We start from the raw sequence: 22,894 nt of genomic DNA on the forward strand, positions 1-22,894 counted from the left end.
CATGAAAACCTTCACTTGGAAAATGAACATGGGAGCGTCTGCCAGCGTCAAGCACTCTGTGGCAAAAGCCCAGTTTGGTGATGGCTATGCCCAGCGTGTGAGTTTTGGTATTAACAATAAACGCACCGATTGGAGCGGTAGCAAAACTGGCGACTGGGCGACCGTCATCAAGCCAATCAAAGATTTTCTTGATGAGCATGGTGGCGTTACGCCCTTTTATTGGGCTGATCCGCATGGCACGACCGCCAAATACATTTGCCAAGATTATGAAATTTCTCAAAGAAAAGGTAACTTTTGGGAAATTAGCTTGAAGTTTGAACAAGTTTTTTAGGCAATATCGCCTTAACAACCGCCCCACGCAATACCGCTTGGGGCTTTTTATTTGGAGCAAAACCATGACCGAACCCACCCAAACCCTAACCACCCTAAACCGCACCGAAGCCCAAATCCTACAAGCATTTATCTGGCAGGTAGACACTTGGCAAAGTCAATATGGCGACAAAGCCAATAAGGTTGAAATCGTCTATTATCCTGAAGATGACGGCTTTGAGGCAATGAACGGCGAAGAGAATAATGGCATTTTAAAACGCAATCGCACCACTATCTTTCGTGCCGAGATTCTAGCTTGGGCGACCAACCAACTTAACCAGATTAAAGGTTGGGGTAATGACAAAGCTGTTACCGTCCTGCATTTAGTCTATGCTAATGATGAATTTGGCGTGGCGGTGGAAGTTGTGCCGACGGCAAGTCTGGCAAGCGAAACCGAGCCAACCGACGAACTGGCAGACGAAGAAGCATAACACACAAAGACGGAAAAAGTGATTTTTCCGTCTTTTATTTGGAGGGCTTATGCCATTAAACAGCGACTTTCAAAAATTATCCGTAGATGGACTAATTACCTTGTTTGAACTGGATGCAAGCCGTCTTGGAGCGGGCATTTTACGCTTTCACGGACATAATCACGACAAAAACGATGGTGTAATTACCTTCCGTGGCAAAGAGTACAACCCCCAAGCCCTAAATGTAACAGGGCTTGAAATGCGGTCAGACGGTAAGGCAAGCACCCCCACCTTGACCCTTGCCAATAACATCGCAGGGGTACAAGGTGCGGTGTCGGCGTATTGCTTGCAGTTTAGCGACTTTGCAGGAGCAAAACTTACCGTTATTGCCACCCTTGCCAAGTATCTTGATGCGGTTAATTTTGACGGTGGCAACCCTACGGCAAGCGATGAATGCAAAGAGCAGATTTGGTTTGTGGAACAAAAAACATCGGAAAATGCCCAACAAGTTACTTTTGAGCTGTCAAATCCGATTGATTTAGAGGGCTTAAAAATCCCAGTCAGAGAGATTACCAATTATTGCCATTGGGCGGTCGTGGGTAAGTATCGTGGCGAAGAATGCGGCTATACAGGGGCGACAATGTTTGACGAACACGACAAACCAACCGACAACCCAATTTTGGACAAATGCGGTGGTCGCATGAAATCGTGCGTTCGCCGTTTTGGTAAAAACAAGCCCTTACCCTTTGGTGGCTGTCCTGCCAGTAGTTTGATTGGCTCATAGGAATTAAGATGAAATTAACCAAACAATTAAAATCGGACATTACCTCCCACGCCCTTGACTGCTACCCTGCCGAGTGCTGTGGCGTGATTGTGAATAACAAATACATTGCCTGCACCAACACCGCCCATGACAATGAGCAATTTACTCTTTGTCCAAAAGAGTATGCCCGTGCTGAAAGTATGGGGCAGATACAAGCCATCGTCCATAACCACCCTGACGGCGGTGTGTTGCCGTCTGATTTGGATAAATTACAAATTGAGCTGCATGGCTTGCCGTGGGTCATTGTGGCGGTGTCCAAGCAAGATTATGGTGATGAGCCTGCTTTTGGTATTTATGAACCGTGTGGGTATAAACCGCCACTGTTGGGGCGAAATTACATTCACGGTGTGCAAGATTGTTATGCCATTGTCCGTGATTTTTATCGCCGTGAGTTTGAGATTGAATTGCCTGATTTTGACCGCACAGACGCTTGGTGGGAAGACCCCAATCACGCCCCACTGTATGAGCAGAACTTTGAAAAAGCAGGCTTTGTGGAAGTGGACAAAGACAACCTGCAATACGGCGATGTCCTGCTTTGCCGTGTCGGACGCACGCACCATGTTAATCATGCCTTAATTTGGCTCGGCAACAATGACACGCTCAAAAGCGAAGTTACACCGCCTTGCGTGGGCAACACTCTAATCCTGCACCACCCCTACGGACGGCAAAGCGTGCGTGAGATTTATGGCAAGGGGTGGGCGGATAGGGTTGGGCTTGTCGTGCGTCATCATTCACTTATGTCGTCTGCCCCCACGCTTTGACAGCTTGCATGATAATGGCAGAGCGTGAAAGTCCTTTTTTTTCAGATAAAACGGTCAGCTCGTCAATAAATTCGATGGGAAACTTATAGCTTGCCACCTTTACGCCACGTTTGGCATCAGAGTCAGCTTGAATTTGAGCTTTGGTTTTTGGAGTTTTGACAATTTTAGGCATGATGCTTGACCTTTGTTTTAAATTATCTTATGATAATAGGTAAGGAGTGGCTAGGCGTTTCCACCTAACCTGCCTTGGCGACTGGTACTCGCTTTAGGCTTTTACTGTTAGTAAGCTGGATAGCTTAGCAACAGCAGAGCGATGATTACGAGGATTTCAAGGGTCGTTTTCATCGTTTTACTCCTTGTTATGATGGTAACGATGGCTACCATCTTACCAATCAAGCAACCCTTGCTTGATGTGTTATATTATAGTAAATACTACATTAAAAGTCAAGTAATTATTGCAATTTATTATAAAATTGTTGTGATTATCTGACTTTTTTGTTATCCAAAAATAAAACATTTTTAACCGCTTATGATGTCATCATGGGCGGTTTTTTATTGGGGAAAAATCAGCCATGAAAACCATCATCTTACACGGCATCTTAGCCAAAAAATTCGGCAAATCTTTTAACTTGGCAGTGGGCAGTACAAAGGAAGCCATGCGTGCTTTGTGCGTGCAACTGGCAGGTTTTGAAGAATTTATGATGAATGCCCATAGGCAAGGGCTACGCTTTGCCGTGTTTCATGATAAGCACAATGTGGGCGAGAGCGAACTTGAGATGAGCCACACCGCCAAAGTGATTCGTGTCGTGCCAGTGGTGGAAGGCTCAAAAAAAGCAGGTTTGCTTGAAACCGTCCTTGGAGCGGTCATGGTGGTCGCTGGTGTCGTGGCGACAGGCATGGGGTTTGCCCCTGTGGGGACGGCACTCATCGGTGCTGGTATTGGCATGATGGTGGGTGGTATTTCTCAGATGCTCATGCCGAAGGTAGATACGCAGGATAATAACCAAGATGGTAATAAGGCAAACAAAGGCTTTGGCGGTGCGGTAACTACGGTCGCCCAAGGCAACCCAGTTCCCATTCTTTACGGCGAACGAGAAATCGGCGGATTTATCCTGTCAGCCAGCCAGCTACCAGAAGACATGATGTAACCAACAGCACAACCCAATTTGATACACTTTGACAGATAACAAGGATAAAAAATGAACATTCACGGTGCTAAAAAAGGCAGTGGCAAACAAAGACAGCCTGTTATTGCCCCCGACTCTGCTCAGTCCAAAGCTTTTGTCAGTATCATGTATGGCTTGGGCGAAGGCGAGATTGCAGGGCTGGCGAATGGCTATAAATCTGTGTACTTGGAAGATACACCCTTACAGAATGACAATGGCGAGTTTAACTTTCCCAATGTTAAAGTGGATTTTAGAAGTGGCACCAACGACCAAGAGTACATTGACGGCTTTCCTGATGTGTCAAGCGAAACGGCGGTGGGTGTCGAGCTAAAACACGGCACACCCTTTGTTAAAGCCTTTAATAATCTTGACCTTGATGCTCTGCGTGTGCGTCTAAAATGGGGAGCTCTGCGGTCGCAAAACCGTGAAAATGGCAATGTGTCAGGCGTAAAGATTGATTATGCGATCGATGTCAAAACCGACAACGGTGGTTGGGCAGAAGTCCTAAATACATCTATCAATGCCAAAACATCGGACGCTTACGAGCGTAGCCACCGTATTGACCTACCAAAAGCACAAACAGGCTGGCAGGTGCGTGTTCGCCGTATCACACCGAACAGCACTTCTGAATTTATCTCAGATAAAATGTACATCGCTGCCATCAGTGAATTGATTGACTTAAAACTTCGTTATCCTAACACCGCTCTTTTGGGGCTAAGATACGATGCCGAGAGTTTTAGCAATGTCGCCAAAATGTCGGCTCGTTGTCGTGGTCTCATCATCAAAGTACCAACAAACTACGACCCTGTGGCTCGCACCTATACAGGTATGTGGGACGGACAGTTTAAAATGGCGTACAGCAACAATCCAGCGTGGGTCTATTATGACCTATGCACCGCCGAACGCTATGGGCTGGGTGGTCGCTTAACCCAAAGCATGATTGATAAATGGAGCTTGTATCGTCTCGCCCAATACTGCGATGAGATGGTTGATGATGGCATGGGCGGACAAGAGCCAAGATTTGCCGTCAATGTCTATATCCAGTCGGCAGACGGTGCGTTTGAGCTGTTATCAAGGCTTGCAGGCGTATTTCGGGCAATTTCCTACTGGGATGGTAATAGCATTGTGCTGGATGCGGATATTCCCCAAGACAGCATTTATTCATTCAGCCGTGCCAATGTCATCGATGGCGTGTTTGAATATACAGGCACACGCTCTCGTGACCGCCGCACCGTGGCAAAGGTGGCGTGGGATAATCCTGCCAATCATTTTAAGACCGAATACGAATATGTCAGAGATGAAGCAGCGATTGCCAAGTTTGGCGTGCGTGTGGCGGACATCGCTGCGTGGGGCTGTACTTCTCGTGGGCAAGCCCAGCGAGCAGGCATTTGGGCGTTGAAGTCTGAACAGCTTGAAACTCGCATGGTAACTTTCAAAGTCGGCTTGGACGGCTATATTCCAGCCCCTGCAAAAGTGATTGAGATTAGTGATGAGTTGTTTGCAGGGCGTGCCACAGGCGGTCGTGTGCTTGCGATTAACAAAACCAAAACCGTGATTACCCTAGACCGCCCCATTACTGCCAAAGCAGGTGATACGCTGGTCATCAATGGCGATGATGGCACAAGCCAAAGACGGCAAATCCGCTCGGTCAGTGGCGACAAAATCACGGTAACAAAAGCATTTGGCAACATCAGTGTGGAAAATGTCTGGGTGCTAGATAGTCAAGACCTTGCCACGATGAAATTTCGTGTGCTGTCGGTAACGGCTGACGATAACCACACTTTTACCATCACTGCCGTGCAGTATAACCCTGCCAAATATGATGCCATTGATACAGGGGCGTATATTGACGAGCGTCCGATTAGTGTGATTAACCCCACGGTACAAGCCCCCACAAAGTCGGTCAATCTGTCAAGCTATCACACGGTCAATCAAGGCGTGAGCATGACCACCCTTGTCATCGGTTGGGAGCAAGTAGCAGGTGCAGTCAAATATCAAGTGGAATGGCGAAAAGACAACGGCAACTGGCAAAGCCTGCCGCCAACAGGCACAAACAGCATTGAAATCGCTGGAGTCTATGCAGGGCAATACGAAGCCCGAGTAACGGCTATTTCTGCATTTGGACAGGCAAGCCTAGCCACTCATTCTAATCTGACACAGATACAGGGCAAAGTCGGCAAACCAAACCGCCTTGCGTTTATCCGTGCAATTGGTTTGCTATTTGGCATGAACTTGGCTTGGGGCTTTGGGGCGAAGTCAGACGACACTAATTTTACTGAAATTGAGGTCAGCCCTGACGGTCGCACAAACATCACAACCCTTGGCACATTTGCTTACCCAACAAACAAGTTTGAGCTCACAGGCTTGCAGGGCAATCTGACCCAGTTTTACCGTGGGCGGATTGTGGATAAGCTGGGTAATACAAGCGATTGGACAGCGTGGGTATCTGGCACGACAAGTGCAGATGCTGGCAAGGTGCTTGAGCTTATCAGCGGTCAGATTAATGGCAGTCATCTTGACCAAACCTTACGCACACCCATTGCCAAAATTGGTACACTTGAAAGTGCGGTAAATGGCGTTAATGCTCAATTACCCACCTTAAACACTCAAATCGCCACGCTAAACGGCAAAACAACTACCCTGCAAAATGAGCTTGCCACCGCCAAAAGCACCCTGCAAACCGCCATTAGCAACATCACCACCGAGCGTAACCGTATCAGCGGTGCTATCCGTGATATTACTGCTTTACAAGCGGATAAAAACGCCAAAACGACAGAAATCGCTAATCTTACCCAAACCGTGGGGTCTCATACCTCATCAATCCGTGAATTGGGGGTAACAACTGGGGATTTAAGTCAAAAATATAGCCAATTAAAGACGGCAAGCGATACCGCCAACAGCGAAATTATCGCAATCAGACAAACCCAAAATGGGACGGCAAGCAGTATTGATAGGCTAACTTCACGCTTTGATAATCTGATGAACTCGCCCAACTTGCTAAGCGATACCCAAGCAAAAACGACCACCGAGTTTTTAATCGGTGCTTATCCGATTGGTCGCACATTGACGGAGGGGCAAAAGGTCATCGTTAAAGCGACAACAGCCCCACCCCAGCGTGTGCTTGTCTATAATTCATCGCCAAGGGGGGTAAATCGCATTGGTGAGATTATGGCGGACGGCACACCGCACGAGTTAGATTGGGTTGTTGGTAATGGCGGTAATAACAGCTTGCACATCTATCGCACGAGCAATCGTGACAGTTCTAGCGTAACATTAGACAATGTCAGCTTGTCTGTTCGTGATGGTGCTTTGCTTGATGTCTCAGCTAAGATCGAAACGCAAAGTCAAACAATAACTGACACAGAACGCTCACTATCAGAGCGTATCTCTCAGTTAGACACAGCTTATAAGCAGGCTGATAGAACAGCAGCTGCAAATCTTAGTACGCTTGAACGCACACTCACACAAGCTGACAGTGCATTGTCAGAGCGTATCGGACGGCTTGATACTGACTATCGAAGCAACAAGTCAAGCACCAGCTCACGACTTGCCACAGCTGAGCAGTCATTGTCTGACGCCCATCAAGCACTAAGCAAAATCCAAACCGAGCTTGCAAGCAACCAATCCGACTGGGGCGATGACATTGTGATTAGCGGCAAAGTCGCTGTGAATAACACAACAGCGTACAATATCGCTAATTACAGCTTATCGCAAACTGTGCAAAACGAGACAATCAAGATTACAGTACGAGCAAGTACTAATCTGACGACGATTTATGTGCTTGATGCTGATAGTAATGTTCAGCTGACTACGCTCAATAATCCTGCTGACGGTGTGTTTACTGGTGAACTACAAGTTAACGCAGCACTTAATCGCCTTAAACTAAACCGTCTGCCATATTATCAAAGGGCAAGTATCTTTGAAGTGAGCGTACAAAAGCAAAATAAAAGCGTACAAGCACAGTTGCAAGAGCTTAAACAGACTGTAACAAGTGCTGACAGTGCGTTGAGTGAGCGTATCTCTCAGTTAGATACCACCCTAAACGGTCAGACCACAAGCATCAGAGATGTACAGCGGTCAGTCAATGGCGTGCGTGCGATTAAAGCAGTTACAGTGGATAACAACGGCTTTATCAGCGGTTATGGTCTTATGAGTGAGCTGGCAAACGGTCGTGTTACTAGCCGTTTTGGCATCAATGCCGACCAGATTTATTTTGGGGCGACAACGAGTGCCAAAAAGCCGTTTGTGTTTACGACCCGCACTACCACCATCGATGGTGTAAGCTACCCTGCGGGGGCGTGGCTTAATAGTGCCAGTATTGCCCGAGCGTCCATCAATATGCTGCACATCGCCGACAGTATTCAATCTGACAACTATGTTGCAGGTCGTCAAGGCTGGCGATTATTCAAAGACGGCAGGTTTGAGCTCAACAACACATTTGGTGATGGTTCAAGTTTGGAGCTTAACTCAAAAGGCTTGATTGTTTGGTACAACAAAGCACGAGGCAAAAAAGCAGTAGAATTGGGGATATTCAGATGATAAGTGGTTTGAGAGTATGGGATAGAGACGGTCGTGAGATTAGCAACATCACAGGTCGTTATCCCAAATTTATCGGCAATAAAGTAATTAGTGCATCTGAAAGACGGAGTATTAATTACACCATCCCACAAGGCACGACACGCATTGTCGTGCCTGTATATATGTCTCGTAATGATAATTTATCAGTACCTCCTGATGCTAAAGATGTAGAAGAAGAGTATGTTTATACGAATACTTACAATCTTTGGGGTATCGATATTAACTACACTAATTCAGGGTTTGAATACAGTACAGAACAAGCAGGCAATGCCGATAAACAAAAACCACCAATTAAACTTTACTGGGGGTATGTATGAGTTTTAGAACTTTTAATCAACAAGGTCAAAAATTATTAGATAGTGATGAAGCTGTATTTAGCTTTGTTAAGTCTGGTAGGTTAACAAGATTACTTGATACACCTTTTGAAAAACATAAGAGAGAATACTGGTATAGAGCTAAACGCTTAGTTATTAATTCTAAATTGAGGAGAGGTTATACAGATATTTACACACCTGAATACTGTATGTACTATATTGACCTGCCCAATGCCATCAGTCCCATTGCAGGGGTGTATTATGATGGTTTAAGTAGTCAATGTAATCCTGTGGTGTATCTAAATACAGGCTATTTCAATGGCATAGCACGGCTGATGTTTTATTCAAATGGCAGGTTATCAGATGCTGAGCTTGCCAAATTTCACATTTACATTTTGATGTTAATGTCATCAAAGAGGATAAAGTGGGTATCAATCTGTATGACAGACAGGGCAATGTAACATTTAGCTCTCGTAGCGTGCCATTGTCTTTACAGACCAAAACCACACGGCAACACATCCCCAGTGATATTAAATTACTATCGAGTGATGAAGCTAGACTGCTGACTCGCCATGTTGAACATTATTATGATTATGGTGTGGACTATTATAACAATCAAACAGGCAGCGACCGAGCGATGATTGACAAACGAAAAAATCATGGCGTGCCATTGTCTAGGTTGTTGCCAGCACGTATTACCAAACGCTGTGCTGGTATATTAAGCCCAAAGCTATCAGTCGGATACTATCCTTATGATACCACCGAGCTGACAAATGCGATTGGTGATTATGACGGGTACTATCAATTGGAATTTTCGGCAGGCGAAACCTACCCTCATTTTATGACACCCGTGGTGCTTGCGTGTGTAGGCTGTGTTGATGGCAATCATATTAAGATTGTACCTACATTTGAGCGTATTAATCAAAATGGTACTGTGAAAGATATAAAACAAGAATTCACAACAAGAAACCTAATATTTAATCATGATGTAATAAATATTTATTTTTCTGAAATTGATAATCTACCATTCCCATTCACAGGAGGCCATCATGACATAACACCACCCCCATAACCACCACCGCCCCATCTCAACCATGGGGCTTTTTTATTAACCAAGGAGAAAAAATGAAACACAACATCAAGCTCAACATCACAGTGGACAGAACATAGGAATAATTATGATCGAAAAAGACCCAACCACCTACACCATCATCACCTATCTATGGGTGGGACTGCTGGCGATGGCAGGTGGACTGGTTGCGTTCATTAGGCGACTTAACAAGCAAAGAAAGCCTGAGAAGCTTACAGTAGTGTTCATTAAGCTCGTTGGGGAATTGATGGTGTCAGCATTCGCTGGCTTCGTCACATTCTACCTCTGCGAATACCTAGAGACCGAGCCGCTATTGACAGCGGTGGCGGTCGCCATCAGCGGTCACTTGGGCGGTAACGCCATCGATGCCATCGGCAAAAAAATCAATCATATATTTAGCCCCTGATTGGGGCTTTTTATTGGAGCACAAAAATGAAAAATGAATTAAAATGGGTGCAAATCGCCCGCCAGTACATCGGACAACAAGAAATCAAGGGGGTCAAGCACAACCCATTGGTGGTGGAGATGTGGACAACAGGCTTTACTGCCACAAATCAAGCCCACCGCCTAAAAGAAAAAGTATGGCAAAATGACGAAACACCATGGTGCGGTGCATTTGTCGCATTTGTCATGGCAAAGGCAGGATTGTCGCATCACATTCCAAAATCTTTCCCATTGGCTCGTTCATGGGTGACGGCAGGCAGTAAGCTCAATAACCCCGCTTATGGCTGCGTGGTGGTGTTTAGTCGCAATGGTGGTGGTCATGTAGGGTTTTGTGTTGGTAGAGATAAGCATGGTAATATTATGGTGCTTGGTGGAAACCAAAGTAATCAAGTAAATATCAAACCTTTCTCACCATCTCGTGTCCTGGCTTATCGCTGGTGTGGTACACAGTCTATGCCTGCGACACATCGGTTTGCGTTGCCTGTACTCGCCAGCGATGGCAAGGTAAGTAAGAATGAGGCTTGAAATATTTGTCAATCTCCGTTTTACTTGCTATAATAGCAGGCATATAGTTTAGTGAATGCCTAAATTAGCATAACACCATTAACCCCAGCTAGGCGAAAATGCTTGTCTGGGGTTATTTTTTTGTGGAAAATTTGCGGAAATTTTATTTTAAAATAAAATAAGTTATTGATTTATAAAATATTTTATAAATAAAATATCCAATCAATCATCGGTGCAACAGATATTCTTTTATTCATATTGATAAAATTGGTCATTAATGAGTTCTTTGCTGATATGGTAAATGGTTTAAGGGTTTTTTGTGGTCGCTAATGAATACTTTACATGATTTATTGATATTGATTGAGCAAATTGTCAAAATTAGCACTGGTAATCAGACCTATCTCTTCGCTACTTTTGCCATAAACTTTTGCCAATGCTTGTGCTACATAAGGCACATAGCTTGGCTCGTTGTCTCGTCCACGCTTGGGTGTGGGGGCAAGATAGGGGCTGTCTGTCTCTATCAAAATACGATCAAGTGGTAATTTGGCTGCCACTTCTCTTAAGTCTTGGGATTTATTAAAACTCACAATACCAGAAAAGGAAATATACATGCCTAAATCAAGGACGGTTTTAGCAAAATGATAATCTTCAGTAAAACAATGAATAATACCATACTCGCACTTCTCCGCCTTTAATACATCTAAGGTATCGTGATAGGCGGCTCGAGTATGGACAATGATGGGTTTTTTGAGAGATTGACTGGCATGAATGTGCGTAGCAAAGCTGTGCTTTTGCTCCACTTTTTTATCGCTATCCCAATGATAATCAAGCCCTGTTTCACCAAACGCCCAAACCTTATCATGATTCAAGCTGATAAAATCATCAATCCGAACCGACCTTAGCATCTCTTTATCTTGGCAAGGGTGAACACCAATACTCATGCCAATATCAATTTTTTCATCAGACAATCCCACCCAGCGTTCAATGTCGTGTATTTCATCAAAATTGCAACAAATCGCCATAACACGGCTGACTTGCATGGCTTTTAGATTATCTAGTAAAGCAGATGGGTTGTGTTGATAAGGTTCTAAATAAGTCAAATGGGCGTGGCTGTCAGTATACATAGCTACTCAAATCAAGTAAAAACAGTCATTATAACGCATTTTTATCCCTTTTTGGCAAATCCGCCATCTCTTAAGCGGTATTCAAAAACCAATATTATCTCTTGCTTTTATCAGCATGGCTTAGATATTAACTCCTCCATTAAAACACAAATACACAAGGATAAATACTTCAGTTTTAAATAACCAAAAAACAAAAAATAAAACCACTATAATTAAGTGGCTTTATTTTTTGGCTTATCTGATGATGATTAACGAGTAGTACAGCTGGTGTTCTTGGCAGCACCACCATGCACACCTACATACTCAAAGTAAGCTTGGCTACCTTTTTGATGCCATTGACCACCATAGCCCCATAGGCCTGTATGAGCAGTATATAGCTCACCAGATGCCGATCTTGCTTGGCTTAAGATGGCTTTTTTATTGTCGTTAGTAGTAAGCTCGATTTGATCATTACCCAAGTGCTTTACTGCAACGCTCAAACCATTTTCACAGCTAAAATGCTGAATGGCTGGTTGTGCCTTAGCGGTCATATTATTGCTTGCGGTGTTAGAGTTGGTTGCACAACCTACTAAGATTACAGCACTTGCAGCAACTAAAGAAGCGATTTTTTTCATATGTTAAACTCCCATTTGAGATTAAAGATGTTTAAGTGTTAAAGGCATCTAAACGATGAATCATCATCAAAACACACCTTCAAACAAGAAATACATCATCTATATTCTTATCCACACTATAAATCAAAACGACTTTATTGTCAAATCCTGACGATTTTAGTAAAATATGCAACACCAAGAGATGTTGCACCCTTAATCTTAATCGCACTAAGGTCAGGCTTGGTTTAATTATTTTGTTAATAATTAAAAAACAACGACATCTGCACATTTCTTTAACCATTTATTTAAGGAGTGGACAGATGTCTGCATTTACTGACTACAAAGTTGCTGATATTACTTTAGCTGAGTTTGGTCGCAAAGAAATCCGCCTTGCTGAGACCGAAATGCCTGCCCTAATGGGCATTCGCAAACGCTACGCTGACGAAAAACCGCTACAAGGTGCAAAAATCGTCGGATGTATCCACATGACCATTCAAACAGCTGTTTTGATTGAGACTTTGGTGGCACTTGGAGCAGAAGTTCGCTGGACTTCATGTAATATTTTTAGCACCCAAGATCATGCCGCCGCTGCCATTGCTGCAGCTGGTATTCCTGTTTTTGCATGGAAAGGCGAAACCGAAGAAGAATACCTATGGTGCTTGGAACAACAGATTCACAAGGATGGCAAACTTTGGAATGCCAATCTTATCTTAGATGATGGTGGCGATTTGACCGCACTCATTCACGAAAAATATCCACAAATGCTAGAGCATATTCATGGCATCAGCGAAGAAACCACAACGGGCGTACACCGCTTAATTGAGATGCTAGGTAATGGCAAGCTAAAAGTCCCTGCCATCAATGTCAATGATGCCATCACCAAATCCAAGAACGACAATAAATACGGCTGCCGTCATTCACTCAATGACGCCATCAAGCGTGCCACCGATATGCTACTATCAGGTCGCCGTGCTTTGGTTGTTGGCTATGGCGATGTAGGCAAAGGCTCTGCTCAGTCTTTGCGTCAAGAAGGCATGATTGTGCGTATCTCTGAAGTTGACCCAATTTGTGCGATGCAAGCATGTATGGACGGCTATGAAGTGGTATCGCCTTTCATCAATGGCGACCAATCTTGTGGTGTCAACACCGCCCTGTTGTCAGATACCGACCTTGTTGTTACCACCACAGGTAACTACAATGTCTGCAACAGTGAAATGTTAAAGGCATTAAAATCCACTGCAGTGGTATGCAATATTGGGCATTTTGACACAGAGATTGATACCGACTTTATGCGTAAAAACTGGCGTTGGGAAGAGATTAAGCCTCAAGTTCATCAAGTCTATCGCTCAGATGATGACAGCGATTATTTAATCTTGCTAAGCGAAGGGCGTCTTGTCAATCTAGGCAATGCCACAGGGCACCCCTCACGCATTATGGACGGCTCATTTGCCAATCAGGTACTGGCTCAAATTCATCTATACAAAGAAAAATTTGCCAATCTACCCACTGAAGAAAAATCCAGCAAAGTCTATGTCAAGGTTCTGCCCAAAAAATTAGACGAAGAAGTCGCTGCTGCTATGGTTGCTGGCTTTAATGGTGTCATTACCAAGCTGACCCAAGAGCAGGCAGATTATTTGGGCGTAAGCGTTGAAGGTCCATTTAAATCTGACGAGTATAAGTACTAATCCACCAAAATAGATAGCCACATCAATGGGTTGACATGAGTCAATCCATTGATTGCGTGTATCTTATGCCAATTTTATACACCATTAAATACTCAGCATTGCCCTTATTGATTTGACATTCAATATTCTTATGAAGAGTTTCTAATATAACCCAACACTTATGAATGATTTAAACAACCCAAAGGTTTTATTAAATCCTTAAAACAATATCAATCACACTCAAAAACAGCCATGCTAAACAACAATCAAAAAATACCCACCCCTTTTTAAAGCCATTTCACCACAAAACCAAAACAAACACCCAAAACCAAATAAATCATTTCGGCCATATTGATGTATTATTAGGCAATGGCACACAAGTTCAATAAACCCACCTTAAAGCCCAAAGGGAAACAACAAAGGGTGTTGTTACCATTAACGAAAGAGTATTGGGTTTGCATTTTGGTGGCATAGGCACCATCAAATATAACAAGGTATTGGTTTGGCACTCATTTTCTAGTCAATCCAACCAAAAGACCTGTATCTTGTGATTGTTATTTGATTTTTTGTTTTGATTATCATCACTTTATTATTGGATCACTCATGAATCGTTTTTTTGTAGCAGAGCCACTAAATATAAATCAGCACCTCATCTTACCCAATCAAGTACATCATCACTGGTGTAAGGTACTGCGTGCAAAAGTTGGAGATACCGCCATTTTATTTAATGGACAAGGTGGCGAATATACCGCCACACTCATTGACATGAATCAAAAATCAGCAACTGTCCGCCTAGACACACAAAATCCAACCAACCGCACACCGCCTTATGCCGTAACACTAGGTCAAGTGATGAGTCGTGGCGAACGCATGGATTACGCCATTCAAAAGGCAACCGAAATGGGTGTCAGACACATTCAGCTACTCACTAGCGATTACTGCCAAGAACACCTAAAATACGAAAGAGACAAAAAGAAACTCATACACTGGCAAAATATCGCCATCGCTGCCTGTGAGCAATGCGGACTAAACATTGTTCCTAGCATACTACCACCGATTGACCTAGCATCATGGCTTAGCACCCATCAGTCTGCACTAAAACTGATGATGGCTGTCAGCGATGGCAAATTCACCCCAACACGGTTGCCTGACGACATTACTTTGTTGGTCGGTCCTGAAGGGGGATTGTCTTCTAAAGAGATTGAGCTTGCCATCTTTCATGGCTTTCACGCATGGACGATAGGCGAGCGAGTACTACGCACCGAGACCGCCCCCGTGGTGGCATTATCTGCCTTACAGACATTGCACGACATCACTCAATAGTCACAAAAGACAATCAAGAGACAGTTCATCGCATGCGAAAAATCATTCATTTGGACATGGACGCTTTTTTTGCCAGCGTGGAGCAAAGAGACAATCCAAGCTATCAGGGCAAGCCAATCATCGTTGGTGGCGACCCCAATGGGCGTGGCGTGGTTGCTGCTGCCAGTTATGAAGTGCGTCAATTTGGCGTGCATTCGGCGATGAGCTGTTATGAAGCCAAGAGACGCTGCCCTCAAGCCATCTTTGTCCGCCCTCGCTTTGATGTATATCGTAGTATCAGCAACCAAATCAAGTCCATCATGCTAAAGCTCACCAGTCTAGTTGAGCCATTATCGTTGGACGAAGCCTATCTAGATGTTACTGGCAAGCACTACTGCAATGGCTCAGCCACACTCATGGCGAACTGGCTTCGTGGCGAGATTTATCGACAAACTGGACTAACTTCATCAGCCGGCGTGTCTTTTAATAAAATGCTTGCCAAAATCGCCTCCGATATCAACAAACCCAACGGCATCGCTGTCATCACCCCTGATATGGCAGACGCTTTCATTAGCACACTTAGCATTGAACGATTTTATGGCATTGGCAAGGCAAGTACCAAACGCCTACACGAAATAGGCGTCTTTACAGGGCAAGATTTAAGAAATTTACCATTGATACAGTTAGTAGAAATGTTTGGCAATAAGCGTGGGCAGTTTTATCACAACATTGCCCATGCAATAGACGATAGAGAAGTCAAGGCGGTGCGTGTGCGAAAATCCATCGGCACCGAGATTACCTTTAGTGAAAATACCACCGATGATCAACTCATTCTCCAAAAAATCAACGAACAAAATCTAGAAGCATGGCAAGATTTGATACAGCGAAAAATGCGTGCCTATACCGTAACACTAAAATTAAAATACAGCGATTTTAGTCAGATTACTCGTAGCCATTCTGTCAAATCGCCTTTTAAAGATGCAAATCATGTAATGCCATGGCTAATCAAGCTGTATCACGCCAGCCCAAAGCACCTGCCCGTGCGTCTGGTGGGCGTTACCTTTTCAACTCTTGAAAGCATTGATGACAGCACCGAGCAGTTGGATTTATTTGATTAGTTACATGAATCAACAATGGCGACATTTAAGTCGCCATACTCGGTATTTTTTATGATGCTTAGTAAATCTTTATAAGGACCAATCCTCAATTCGCCAGCCCCTAGCCTTTGCTTCAGCTGTTAAAATCTCATCAGGATTGATACATATTGCCTCATCAGCAAAACTCAGTAATGGCAAATCATTCTTAGAATCCGAATATGCAATCAATTTGTCAAAAATAACACCTTTATTCTTATACGAGCTGATCAACTTATTAAGATGGTACAGCTTACCCTCTTTGAAGTTTGGTCGTCCACCCACTCGCCCTGTGTATTTATCATCACAAATTTCAAGCACGGTTGCCAGTGTGTGTGCATCATCAACACCGAACAAATTAGCGATGGGCTTGACCACAAAATCATTGGTTGCACTGATAACCACCACCAAATCGCCCGCTTCTTTATGAGCCTGAATCTGAGCAATCGCCTTTGGTCGCATGTTTGGCACAATCCAAGTATCTAGATACTCTTTGCGGTAAGCATATAGCTCTACCATACTCTTGGTGGTCAAAAATGCCGCCACAAATTCATTATACTCCACCGCATCAAGCGTGCCATTAATATAATCTTGGTAGAATTTATCATTGGCATCTTTATAAACCGCCTTATCTACCAGACCTTTATTGACAATAAACTGCCCCCAACTGTGGTCGCTATCCACATTCAGCATGGTCATATCCAAGTCAAACAACGCTAAATTTGCCATTTTCATCCCCATCATCAAAAAATATCATCATAACAAAAAAACCGACAAAGCTAAATAGTTTCTTTCTTAAACAACCATCTTACATCAAAACACACCGCTACAAAACCACCTGCCAAAAGCAACATCACACCATCAAAATCAAAAAATAAAACCACCAGAGAACTGATGGTTTTATTTAATAAATACTCAGCCGATCAAAATCTGCCTTTTAACTGGGCTAAAATTTGATCGATTTCATCATTTGCTTCTTTTTCGTTATTCAGACCGCCCTGCGGTGTTAAGTCATTAACCACTTGTGGTAGCAACTCAGCGATACCTTGACAGACCTCATGTTCACTTGCTCCTGTCTGAGAGCAGACCTTTTTAATGTCTTGGCTATCAAACAATCTTGCTATGTCGCCAGCATCAATGCCATCATTATCCCTATCAATACTGACCCAAGATTGAGCATGATTACCCAGTCCACCCCCTTGAAATTTCGCCAGAACACCTGACAGACCGCCATTTTTTTGAATATAATTTAGCACGACAGGCAATAAAGCAAGAAGCAATGTGGATTTATTAAAGCCACCACTTTGGCGACCTTGAGCTTGTGTTTGACCACCTAACAGACTCCCAAGAATGCCGCCTAAGTCAGTTGGGCTTGCTTGACGATTTTGGGTTTGCCCGCCCAGTAGACCGCCCAACAAACCGCCCAAACCATCTTGATTGGCATTCGCACCCATCTGACTACCAAGCACCTGACCTAATATACCGCCAAGCCCTGTATTATTATTCTGCTGACCCACTAGGCTACCAAGCATACCACCCAAACCACCTTGTTGCTGTGTGTGTTGGGTATTACCTTGGGTGTTGTTATTGTCATTTAGGGCATTTTGCACAACTTGGGTTACGATAGACTGCAATAAACTCATGATAAAATCCTTAATAAGCACATCATAAAACTTGATTGTCAATTATTGATAAGCTTTAGCCAATCACAAGACTGGTGCCAGACAATCTCATTACAAACTCAAATTACCACCATCTTATCAAAATCTATATAATAAAATGTGTGCATTATGTAAATTTCGGTGGTTGTTTTGGTGATACTGGCGGTATTACGGCAAAGTTTTGTTAATAATGGATACAGTCAATAAGTATTTAATGCTTAATCAATAAAATCATCGGTGAAATCAAATAACAAAACATAAGGTTTAAGCCACCCAAGTTTACCTTAGCCATAAAAACCCTGAGAGATCTTACCGATGCCATGACACAGACCAAGTAGCCGACGAAAGTTCGTCTCATCAATGTCTTTTTCATAAATGACAACATTGATGAATCGTTTATTCGGCATAATGACATAAAAACGCAAAAACACACCCTTTTGACCGCCAAATATCTCTTTAATCTCTGACAGATAGCCATGCCAGATGGTCATCTGACCATTGTTCCTTACACCAATATCCCAAAGCTCATCAATATAAGTACAATCTAAGGATAACACCCGATAACTCAACAATCGCCTAGCAACCACTAACAACGACATGATGAATAATATCGCATACTGCCACCATAGTAGATGGTGCCATGACAACCCAAGCACCACCAACACAAATACGCTCTCTGCCATGCTAAATACACGCCTGCCAAGCGTCAAACTGACTGGTAAAGGATTTTTGGAAATTTTAGGCTTAAGGTTAGCAGATTTATTCATCGGCATATTTTAATTGCTTTATTCGATCAATCAGCCGTGCCACACTCTCATCATTAGGACGCTCTTGCCCCAAAAAGAACAATAATAAATCAGGGTCTTCATACTCAAGCAGACGAGTAAAAGCAGTCTGCTCATCATCGGGGGCGGATAAATAGTGTAGTTTAACATAAGGGTCAATATAATAATCAAGCTCTTTTAATCCACGCCGTGCCTGATAGATCACTCGTCTTTGTTCTAATGTTGGTTCAATATGGGTAGTCATTTCATACTCCTAGTGAATGATATCTGATGACCAAACGCCATCTAATCAATGGATTTTTATGGGCTAAGTATAACAAATTTATCACAACTTGAGAGTAGTACTTGCATTTTCTTTAGGAAAATTTTCTAGATTAGGCAAGTGGTGCGTAACACAAGCCATTCAACAAGCAATAAAAAAGCCCCATTGGGGCTATTTTTATTGACATCATTTGTTTACTAGCTCATAGTGCATTACTTAATATCACAAATATAATCGCACTCATGGCAGCGGCAGCTGGCAAGGTAATCACCCATGCCAAACCAATAGGTCTCATCAGCTTCCAGTTGGTGTTTTTATTGACAATACCAATACCCAAAACCGCACCAACCAAAATATGAGTACTAGAAACAGGAATGCCCAAGCTAGATGCACCCATCACAACTGCAGCAGCAGCAAGCTCAGCAGCAAAACCTGATGCTGGGTGCATTTCTGTAAGATTTGTGCCAACGGTCTGGATAACCTCCTTACCGATGAACCACAAACCCACCACCAAAGACACACCAAAAGTTAACATCACAGGTGCAGGCACAGTAGCCTTAGCAGCAATGGCGTTTTCTTTAATCACATCTAAAATCGCCACAAAAGGACCGACCGCATTGGCAATATCATTTGAGCCATGCGAGAATGCAAAAGCACACGCTGTAAATACCTGCATCCAGCTAAACATGATAAAAGTCGCCTTACCCAAGTCTTCTTTGTGCTTACCACGGATTGTTTTGGTATAGATGAACGCTGTCAGCCAAACCATAGCACCAATCATGCCCATCACTAGGCTTGCGTGTAGTGTTGTTAAACTAAGACCAGTGTTCTTTAGACCTTTAAAAACAACCATCGCAGTCATAATGATTGCACCTAAGGCTGCAATAAGTGGCACCCATGTTTTTAGAGCTTTTAGGGTGTCTAGATTGCCACGCTCATTCTCAATGTCATACAATGAACGGTAATATTCAGTTTCTAGCTCTTCACGGACACAATCACCCCCATTAAAAGTCTCTTGATCACGAAGTAGTGCTGTGGTGTAAGGTAGCTTTTCACTCTCACCAAGTCTTTCAAAATATTCTTTTTGTTCACGCTTGATGATCTTTTTTTTGGTCTTTAGCGTCTTGACATGGATTTCCACTTTATCATTATAAGCCAAGATATTACGCTTAATCAGACTGTACAAAATATAAGACAATAGACCGCCAAGCAAGGGAGAGATTACCCAAGAAACAGCGATTTCGCTGATTTTTGACCATTTTACAGTAGAAAATGCAAGCTCACTACCGCCAACACTGATGCCAAGCACGATGGATGAACCAATAATACCGCCAATGATGGCGTGTGTGGTAGATACCGGCAGGCCTTTTTTGGTCGCAAACAACAGCCAAAACGCTGCTGCTGCCAATGCTGATAACATCAAATAGATAAACTGGTTGGGCGAAACACCAAGTTGGGCAATATCAACAATGCCACTACGAATGGTGTCGGTAACCGCTGCACCTGCCAAAACCGCACCTGACACCTCAAAAATCGCCGCCACCGCAAGTGCCTGAGAAACAGATAGTGTACCCGCTCCCACAGAAGTGCCAAATGAGTTGGCAACATCATTACCGCCAATGTTAAATGCCATAAATATGCCAAAGAAACTGGCAAGCATGAATAGCAAGATCTGCTGATGAGCTGTATAAGACAGCCCCCACATGGTAAAATAGATACACATGCCCACAAGCAACAACGCAAAAAAGATGTTCGCTGCCATCGGTGTAGTTTGTTTTGCTGAATTAACCATAAATCCGCCAAAATACTGATCTTTTTATATGCCTATTCGGCGACACACTCCAAAAAAGACCCATCAACCAAGTAAGATAAATAAACCTAAAAAATAACCATCATGATGACAACTTGACAAGTATAGTTGTTTTATGACAGCTTTATGATAATTTTAACATATTGGCAGTGTTTTATCACTAAATTTATCACTCACAGACATTTCAATACAACACGCTTAAATTTTGATGCCGATATACCAAGCAGGCAACCTAAAAGATAGAACCAATGAAAATGATGACATGAATTACCCAGTAAGATTGAAATTTTTAATCACAATCGCCACATAATCCATCATCATATCCACTTTTTACCTTTACCTTTGCACCACTTGCACAGAGATTTGTTTATGTCGCAGATTCAATTATTGGTTGATACTCTAACTCACTACCAAACCCTACCCCACCATAGCAACAGCGAACTTAATGAAGTATTTTTTGGGGTACAGCAGTGGCAAAAACAGCGTATCCACAACACCAGTCAAAGCCTATTTAACAACCCAAAAACCGCACCGCTTGCACATTATCTAATCGGTCAAATCTACGGCAATAAAGAGTTTGATGCGATTGCCAAACAGCTACTCACCGCAGGAAACAACGCCTTAAATGGCTCAGGTCGCCTAGAAAAACTCATCCCCCAAAAGACACTTGCTACAGGTATCTTGGGTGTCAAGGCTGCCGTACTTGCCATACAATTTGACCTAAAAATTGCCCAGTTTATCCACCAAAATGACGCACTTTACCACTCTTTTTTGACCCAAGGCATACACGATGAGTTGATGGTAAAAGCCTATCACGGTGTTGATAATCAACAAGAGCGAATCATTCAAATCAAAAACATCAAAGAAGTGTGCGAACAATCTTATTTACAATTTAATTCCTTTTTACTTAAAAAGGCTTTTACTCTTGCCAAATCCACCGCTTATCATCATGGCTATCAGCCTTTGTACGACTTTATTCATGATGGATTGCACGCCATCAACACCATTAACAAGATTGAAGATTTTACCAAACCATTTGAACATACTGAGCTTGCCACCATTGAACGCATTTATCATCAAGGGCGTGTTTATGAATGATTATGAGTAATATACGGATTTTTGTATCAAAATAAACAGAATTATAGTATCATTAAGCATGATTAAAAATGTAAATTTAGCATCACAGATATTCAATCACACACAAAAATCAACATTTGGATAAAAGTCATGAGCCAAGACAATAACACCTTTACCAACCCAAACATTCTCCCCACAGGCACACCGCAAGGTCAATCTGCCATGCAGACTGCCAATACAGACCAATCTTCTGCCACCTATTCAGAACACATCGGTGAGACGACACATTTTGGTTATCAGACAGTTAACGCCAAAGACAAACAACGCAAGGTTGCCGAAGTTTTTACTTCTGTTGCCAGTAAATACGACATCATGAATGACCTGATGAGTTTTGGTATTCATCGTCTATGGAAACGCTATGCCATCAGCCTAACAGGCGTGCGTTCAGGTCAAAGCGTGCTAGATATCGCAGGTGGTACAGGAGATTTGGCAAAGGTATTTAGTCGTGAAGTGGGTCGCTTGGGTCGTGTGGTACTCTCTGACATCAACGAAGCGATGCTTGAAGTGGGTCGCACTCGCCTAATTAACGCCGGCTGTAATAATGTTGATTTTGTGTTGGCTAATGCCGAGACGCTTGAGCCATTTGAAGATAATTCTTTTGATTTGGTTGCCATCAGTTTTGGTTTGCGTAATGTTACCGACAAACAAAAAGCCTTAGAAGCCATGTATCGTGTCCTAAAACCAGGCGGACGGCTACTGGTGCTTGAATTTAGTAAGCCTGTCTTTGAGCCTTTATCAAAAGCTTATGATTTATACTCTTTTACCGCCCTGCCCCTCATGGGAAAGATTGTTGCAGGTGGTAGCGACAGTTATCAATATTTGGCAGAGTCAATTCGTATGCACCCAGACCAAAATACGCTAAAAGCAATGATGGAACAAGCAGGCTTTGTAAATTGTGATTATCACAATCTCACAGGTGGTATCGTGGCGGTGCATCGTGGCTTTAAGGCTAGATAAGGCGTCT

At 43.2% G+C, this 22,894-nt stretch carries 24 protein-coding genes; 16 read left to right on the forward strand and 8 right to left on the reverse strand.

What is annotated here, in order from left to right; translation table 11 throughout:
- Window position 1: 1 nt before the first annotated feature.
- The 4 genes from L3D27_RS07630 (at window position 2) to L3D27_RS07645 (ending at window position 2,363) form a co-directional block, all read left to right on the forward strand.
- Window positions 2–331: a phage tail protein gene (locus tag L3D27_RS07630; RefSeq protein ID WP_432480817.1), complete on the forward strand. Its 330-nt coding sequence runs from the start codon at window positions 2–4 to the stop codon at window positions 329–331.
- Between the two features lie 64 nt (window positions 332–395).
- The gene (locus L3D27_RS07635) at window positions 396–800 is read left to right on the forward strand and encodes a hypothetical protein (RefSeq protein ID WP_432480590.1); all 405 of its coding nucleotides are present in this window, start codon (window positions 396–398) and stop codon (window positions 798–800) included.
- A 49-nt stretch (window positions 801–849) separates the two neighbouring features.
- The gene (locus tag L3D27_RS07640) at window positions 850–1,563 is read left to right on the forward strand and encodes a phage minor tail protein L (protein ID WP_373627201.1); all 714 of its coding nucleotides are present in this window, start codon (window positions 850–852) and stop codon (window positions 1,561–1,563) included.
- Between the two features lie 8 nt (window positions 1,564–1,571).
- Window positions 1,572–2,363, forward strand: coding sequence for an NlpC/P60 family protein (locus L3D27_RS07645; protein WP_432480818.1), 792 nt, complete (start codon window positions 1,572–1,574; stop codon window positions 2,361–2,363).
- On the opposite strand, the gene L3D27_RS07650 is transcribed toward L3D27_RS07645, so the two are convergent.
- Entirely contained in the window at window positions 2,338–2,535 is a 198-nt protein-coding gene (locus L3D27_RS07650; protein ID WP_373627204.1) for a hypothetical protein, read from the reverse strand. The genes L3D27_RS07645 and L3D27_RS07650 overlap by 26 nt on opposite strands.
- A 400-nt stretch (window positions 2,536–2,935) precedes the next feature.
- Between L3D27_RS07650 and L3D27_RS07655 the strand changes: the two genes are divergently transcribed.
- The 7 genes from L3D27_RS07655 (at window position 2,936) to L3D27_RS07685 (ending at window position 10,480) form a co-directional block, all read left to right on the forward strand.
- Window positions 2,936–3,511: a tail assembly protein gene (locus tag L3D27_RS07655; protein ID WP_373627206.1), complete on the forward strand. Its 576-nt coding sequence runs from the start codon at window positions 2,936–2,938 to the stop codon at window positions 3,509–3,511.
- Window positions 3,512–3,562: 51 nt separating this feature from the next.
- Window positions 3,563–8,068, forward strand: a complete 4,506-nt coding sequence (gene gpJ / locus L3D27_RS07660; protein WP_432480819.1) for a TipJ family phage tail tip protein — start codon at window positions 3,563–3,565, stop codon at window positions 8,066–8,068.
- Window positions 8,065–8,424 carry a hypothetical protein gene (locus tag L3D27_RS07665; RefSeq protein WP_373628933.1) on the forward strand — a complete coding sequence of 120 codons (360 nt, stop codon included), beginning with the start codon at window positions 8,065–8,067 and terminating at the stop codon, window positions 8,422–8,424. The genes gpJ and L3D27_RS07665 overlap by 4 nt, the downstream gene beginning before the upstream one ends.
- Complete coding sequence (locus tag L3D27_RS07670) at window positions 8,421–8,882, forward strand: hypothetical protein (protein WP_432480820.1); 462 nt, start codon at window positions 8,421–8,423, stop codon at window positions 8,880–8,882. Before L3D27_RS07665 ends, L3D27_RS07670 begins: the two co-directional genes overlap by 4 nt.
- Window positions 8,846–9,493 (forward strand): hypothetical protein, encoded by a 648-nt coding sequence (locus L3D27_RS07675; RefSeq protein WP_432480821.1) that lies wholly within the window; start codon window positions 8,846–8,848, stop codon window positions 9,491–9,493. Before L3D27_RS07670 ends, L3D27_RS07675 begins: the two co-directional genes overlap by 37 nt.
- Window positions 9,494–9,599: 106 nt before the next feature.
- Window positions 9,600–9,917 (forward strand): phage holin family protein, encoded by a 318-nt coding sequence (locus L3D27_RS07680; RefSeq protein WP_373628935.1) that lies wholly within the window; start codon window positions 9,600–9,602, stop codon window positions 9,915–9,917.
- A gap of 26 nt (window positions 9,918–9,943) precedes the next feature.
- The gene (locus L3D27_RS07685) at window positions 9,944–10,480 is read left to right on the forward strand and encodes a TIGR02594 family protein (protein ID WP_432480822.1); all 537 of its coding nucleotides are present in this window, start codon (window positions 9,944–9,946) and stop codon (window positions 10,478–10,480) included.
- A 326-nt stretch (window positions 10,481–10,806) separates the two neighbouring features.
- Here the strand turns inward: L3D27_RS07685 and L3D27_RS07690 are convergent, their stop codons facing one another.
- Window positions 10,807–11,583, reverse strand: a complete 777-nt coding sequence (locus L3D27_RS07690) for a TatD family hydrolase (RefSeq protein WP_284673113.1) — start codon at window positions 11,581–11,583, stop codon at window positions 10,807–10,809.
- 248 nt (window positions 11,584–11,831) lie between these two features.
- Window positions 11,832–12,197 carry an MliC family protein gene (locus L3D27_RS07695; RefSeq protein WP_284673114.1) on the reverse strand — a complete coding sequence of 122 codons (366 nt, stop codon included), beginning with the start codon at window positions 12,195–12,197 and terminating at the stop codon, window positions 11,832–11,834.
- Window positions 12,198–12,496: 299 nt separating this feature from the next.
- On the opposite strand from L3D27_RS07695, the gene ahcY reads away from it, so the two are divergent.
- From ahcY to dinB, 3 genes are all read left to right on the forward strand, one after another.
- Window positions 12,497–13,861: an adenosylhomocysteinase gene (gene ahcY, locus L3D27_RS07700; RefSeq protein WP_284673115.1), complete on the forward strand. Its 1,365-nt coding sequence runs from the start codon at window positions 12,497–12,499 to the stop codon at window positions 13,859–13,861.
- A gap of 582 nt (window positions 13,862–14,443) precedes the next feature.
- The gene (locus L3D27_RS07705; RefSeq protein ID WP_432480823.1) at window positions 14,444–15,163 is read left to right on the forward strand and encodes a 16S rRNA (uracil(1498)-N(3))-methyltransferase; all 720 of its coding nucleotides are present in this window, start codon (window positions 14,444–14,446) and stop codon (window positions 15,161–15,163) included.
- Window positions 15,073–16,260: a DNA polymerase IV gene (gene dinB / locus L3D27_RS07710; protein ID WP_432480824.1), complete on the forward strand. Its 1,188-nt coding sequence runs from the start codon at window positions 15,073–15,075 to the stop codon at window positions 16,258–16,260. Before L3D27_RS07705 ends, dinB begins: the two co-directional genes overlap by 91 nt.
- A gap of 69 nt (window positions 16,261–16,329) precedes the next feature.
- Here dinB and L3D27_RS07715 read toward each other — a convergent pair whose 3' ends face one another.
- The 5 genes from L3D27_RS07715 to L3D27_RS07735 all read right to left on the reverse strand — a co-directional run bounded on the left by L3D27_RS07715 (window position 16,330) and on the right by L3D27_RS07735 (window position 20,775).
- Window positions 16,330–17,004, reverse strand: coding sequence for an HAD family hydrolase (locus L3D27_RS07715; protein WP_432480825.1), 675 nt, complete (start codon window positions 17,002–17,004; stop codon window positions 16,330–16,332).
- Window positions 17,005–17,198: 194 nt separating this feature from the next.
- Window positions 17,199–17,918: a YidB family protein gene (locus tag L3D27_RS07720; RefSeq protein WP_284673118.1), complete on the reverse strand. Its 720-nt coding sequence runs from the start codon at window positions 17,916–17,918 to the stop codon at window positions 17,199–17,201.
- A 302-nt stretch (window positions 17,919–18,220) separates the two neighbouring features.
- A complete protein-coding gene (locus L3D27_RS07725; protein ID WP_432480826.1) occupies window positions 18,221–18,709 on the reverse strand; it encodes a hypothetical protein in 489 nt (162 codons plus the stop codon).
- Window positions 18,696–18,965: a succinate dehydrogenase assembly factor 2 gene (locus L3D27_RS07730; protein ID WP_284673120.1), complete on the reverse strand. Its 270-nt coding sequence runs from the start codon at window positions 18,963–18,965 to the stop codon at window positions 18,696–18,698. Before L3D27_RS07730 ends, L3D27_RS07725 begins: the two co-directional genes overlap by 14 nt.
- 220 nt (window positions 18,966–19,185) lie before the next feature.
- A complete protein-coding gene (locus L3D27_RS07735; RefSeq protein ID WP_432480827.1) occupies window positions 19,186–20,775 on the reverse strand; it encodes an inorganic phosphate transporter in 1,590 nt (529 codons plus the stop codon).
- Window positions 20,776–21,162: 387 nt separating this feature from the next.
- Between L3D27_RS07735 and L3D27_RS07740 the strand changes: the two genes are divergently transcribed.
- Window positions 21,163–21,891 (forward strand): FFLEELY motif protein, encoded by a 729-nt coding sequence (locus L3D27_RS07740; protein WP_432480828.1) that lies wholly within the window; start codon window positions 21,163–21,165, stop codon window positions 21,889–21,891.
- 129 nt (window positions 21,892–22,020) lie between these two features.
- Window positions 22,021–22,887 (forward strand): bifunctional demethylmenaquinone methyltransferase/2-methoxy-6-polyprenyl-1,4-benzoquinol methylase UbiE, encoded by an 867-nt coding sequence (gene ubiE, locus L3D27_RS07745; RefSeq protein ID WP_432480829.1) that lies wholly within the window; start codon window positions 22,021–22,023, stop codon window positions 22,885–22,887.
- Window positions 22,888–22,894: the final 7 nt, after the last annotated feature.

It is taken from the genome of Moraxella sp. ZY200743, assembly GCF_050885545.1.
Lineage (GTDB): Bacteria > Pseudomonadota > Gammaproteobacteria > Pseudomonadales > Moraxellaceae > Moraxella > Moraxella haemolytica.

What these genes read in the sequence shown, in the direction of transcription:
- L3D27_RS07735 (WP_432480827.1), bottom strand. Translation starts at nt 20,775, where the DNA reads ATGGTTAATTCAGCAAAACAAACTACACCGATGGCAGCGAACATCTTT.
- L3D27_RS07665 (WP_373628933.1), top strand. Translation starts at nt 8,065, where the DNA reads ATGATAAGTGGTTTGAGAGTATGGGATAGAGACGGTCGTGAGATTAGC.
- L3D27_RS07650 (WP_373627204.1), bottom strand. Translation starts at nt 2,535, where the DNA reads ATGCCTAAAATTGTCAAAACTCCAAAAACCAAAGCTCAAATTCAAGCT.
- L3D27_RS07630 (WP_432480817.1), top strand. Translation starts at nt 2, where the DNA reads ATGAAAACCTTCACTTGGAAAATGAACATGGGAGCGTCTGCCAGCGTC.
- L3D27_RS07715 (WP_432480825.1), bottom strand. Translation starts at nt 17,004, where the DNA reads ATGGCAAATTTAGCGTTGTTTGACTTGGATATGACCATGCTGAATGTG.
- L3D27_RS07690 (WP_284673113.1), bottom strand. Translation starts at nt 11,583, where the DNA reads ATGTATACTGACAGCCACGCCCATTTGACTTATTTAGAACCTTATCAA.
- dinB (WP_432480824.1), top strand. Translation starts at nt 15,073, where the DNA reads ATGGACGATAGGCGAGCGAGTACTACGCACCGAGACCGCCCCCGTGGT.
- L3D27_RS07705 (WP_432480823.1), top strand. Translation starts at nt 14,444, where the DNA reads ATGAATCGTTTTTTTGTAGCAGAGCCACTAAATATAAATCAGCACCTC.
- ahcY (WP_284673115.1), top strand. Translation starts at nt 12,497, where the DNA reads ATGTCTGCATTTACTGACTACAAAGTTGCTGATATTACTTTAGCTGAG.
- L3D27_RS07635 (WP_432480590.1), top strand. Translation starts at nt 396, where the DNA reads ATGACCGAACCCACCCAAACCCTAACCACCCTAAACCGCACCGAAGCC.
- L3D27_RS07695 (WP_284673114.1), bottom strand. Translation starts at nt 12,197, where the DNA reads ATGAAAAAAATCGCTTCTTTAGTTGCTGCAAGTGCTGTAATCTTAGTA.
- L3D27_RS07725 (WP_432480826.1), bottom strand. Translation starts at nt 18,709, where the DNA reads ATGCCGATGAATAAATCTGCTAACCTTAAGCCTAAAATTTCCAAAAAT.
- L3D27_RS07685 (WP_432480822.1), top strand. Translation starts at nt 9,944, where the DNA reads ATGAAAAATGAATTAAAATGGGTGCAAATCGCCCGCCAGTACATCGGA.
- ubiE (WP_432480829.1), top strand. Translation starts at nt 22,021, where the DNA reads ATGAGCCAAGACAATAACACCTTTACCAACCCAAACATTCTCCCCACA.
- L3D27_RS07680 (WP_373628935.1), top strand. Translation starts at nt 9,600, where the DNA reads ATGATCGAAAAAGACCCAACCACCTACACCATCATCACCTATCTATGG.
- L3D27_RS07670 (WP_432480820.1), top strand. Translation starts at nt 8,421, where the DNA reads ATGAGTTTTAGAACTTTTAATCAACAAGGTCAAAAATTATTAGATAGT.
- L3D27_RS07645 (WP_432480818.1), top strand. Translation starts at nt 1,572, where the DNA reads ATGAAATTAACCAAACAATTAAAATCGGACATTACCTCCCACGCCCTT.
- L3D27_RS07720 (WP_284673118.1), bottom strand. Translation starts at nt 17,918, where the DNA reads ATGAGTTTATTGCAGTCTATCGTAACCCAAGTTGTGCAAAATGCCCTA.
- L3D27_RS07740 (WP_432480828.1), top strand. Translation starts at nt 21,163, where the DNA reads ATGTCGCAGATTCAATTATTGGTTGATACTCTAACTCACTACCAAACC.
- L3D27_RS07640 (WP_373627201.1), top strand. Translation starts at nt 850, where the DNA reads ATGCCATTAAACAGCGACTTTCAAAAATTATCCGTAGATGGACTAATT.
- L3D27_RS07730 (WP_284673120.1), bottom strand. Translation starts at nt 18,965, where the DNA reads ATGACTACCCATATTGAACCAACATTAGAACAAAGACGAGTGATCTAT.
- L3D27_RS07655 (WP_373627206.1), top strand. Translation starts at nt 2,936, where the DNA reads ATGAAAACCATCATCTTACACGGCATCTTAGCCAAAAAATTCGGCAAA.
- gpJ (WP_432480819.1), top strand. Translation starts at nt 3,563, where the DNA reads ATGAACATTCACGGTGCTAAAAAAGGCAGTGGCAAACAAAGACAGCCT.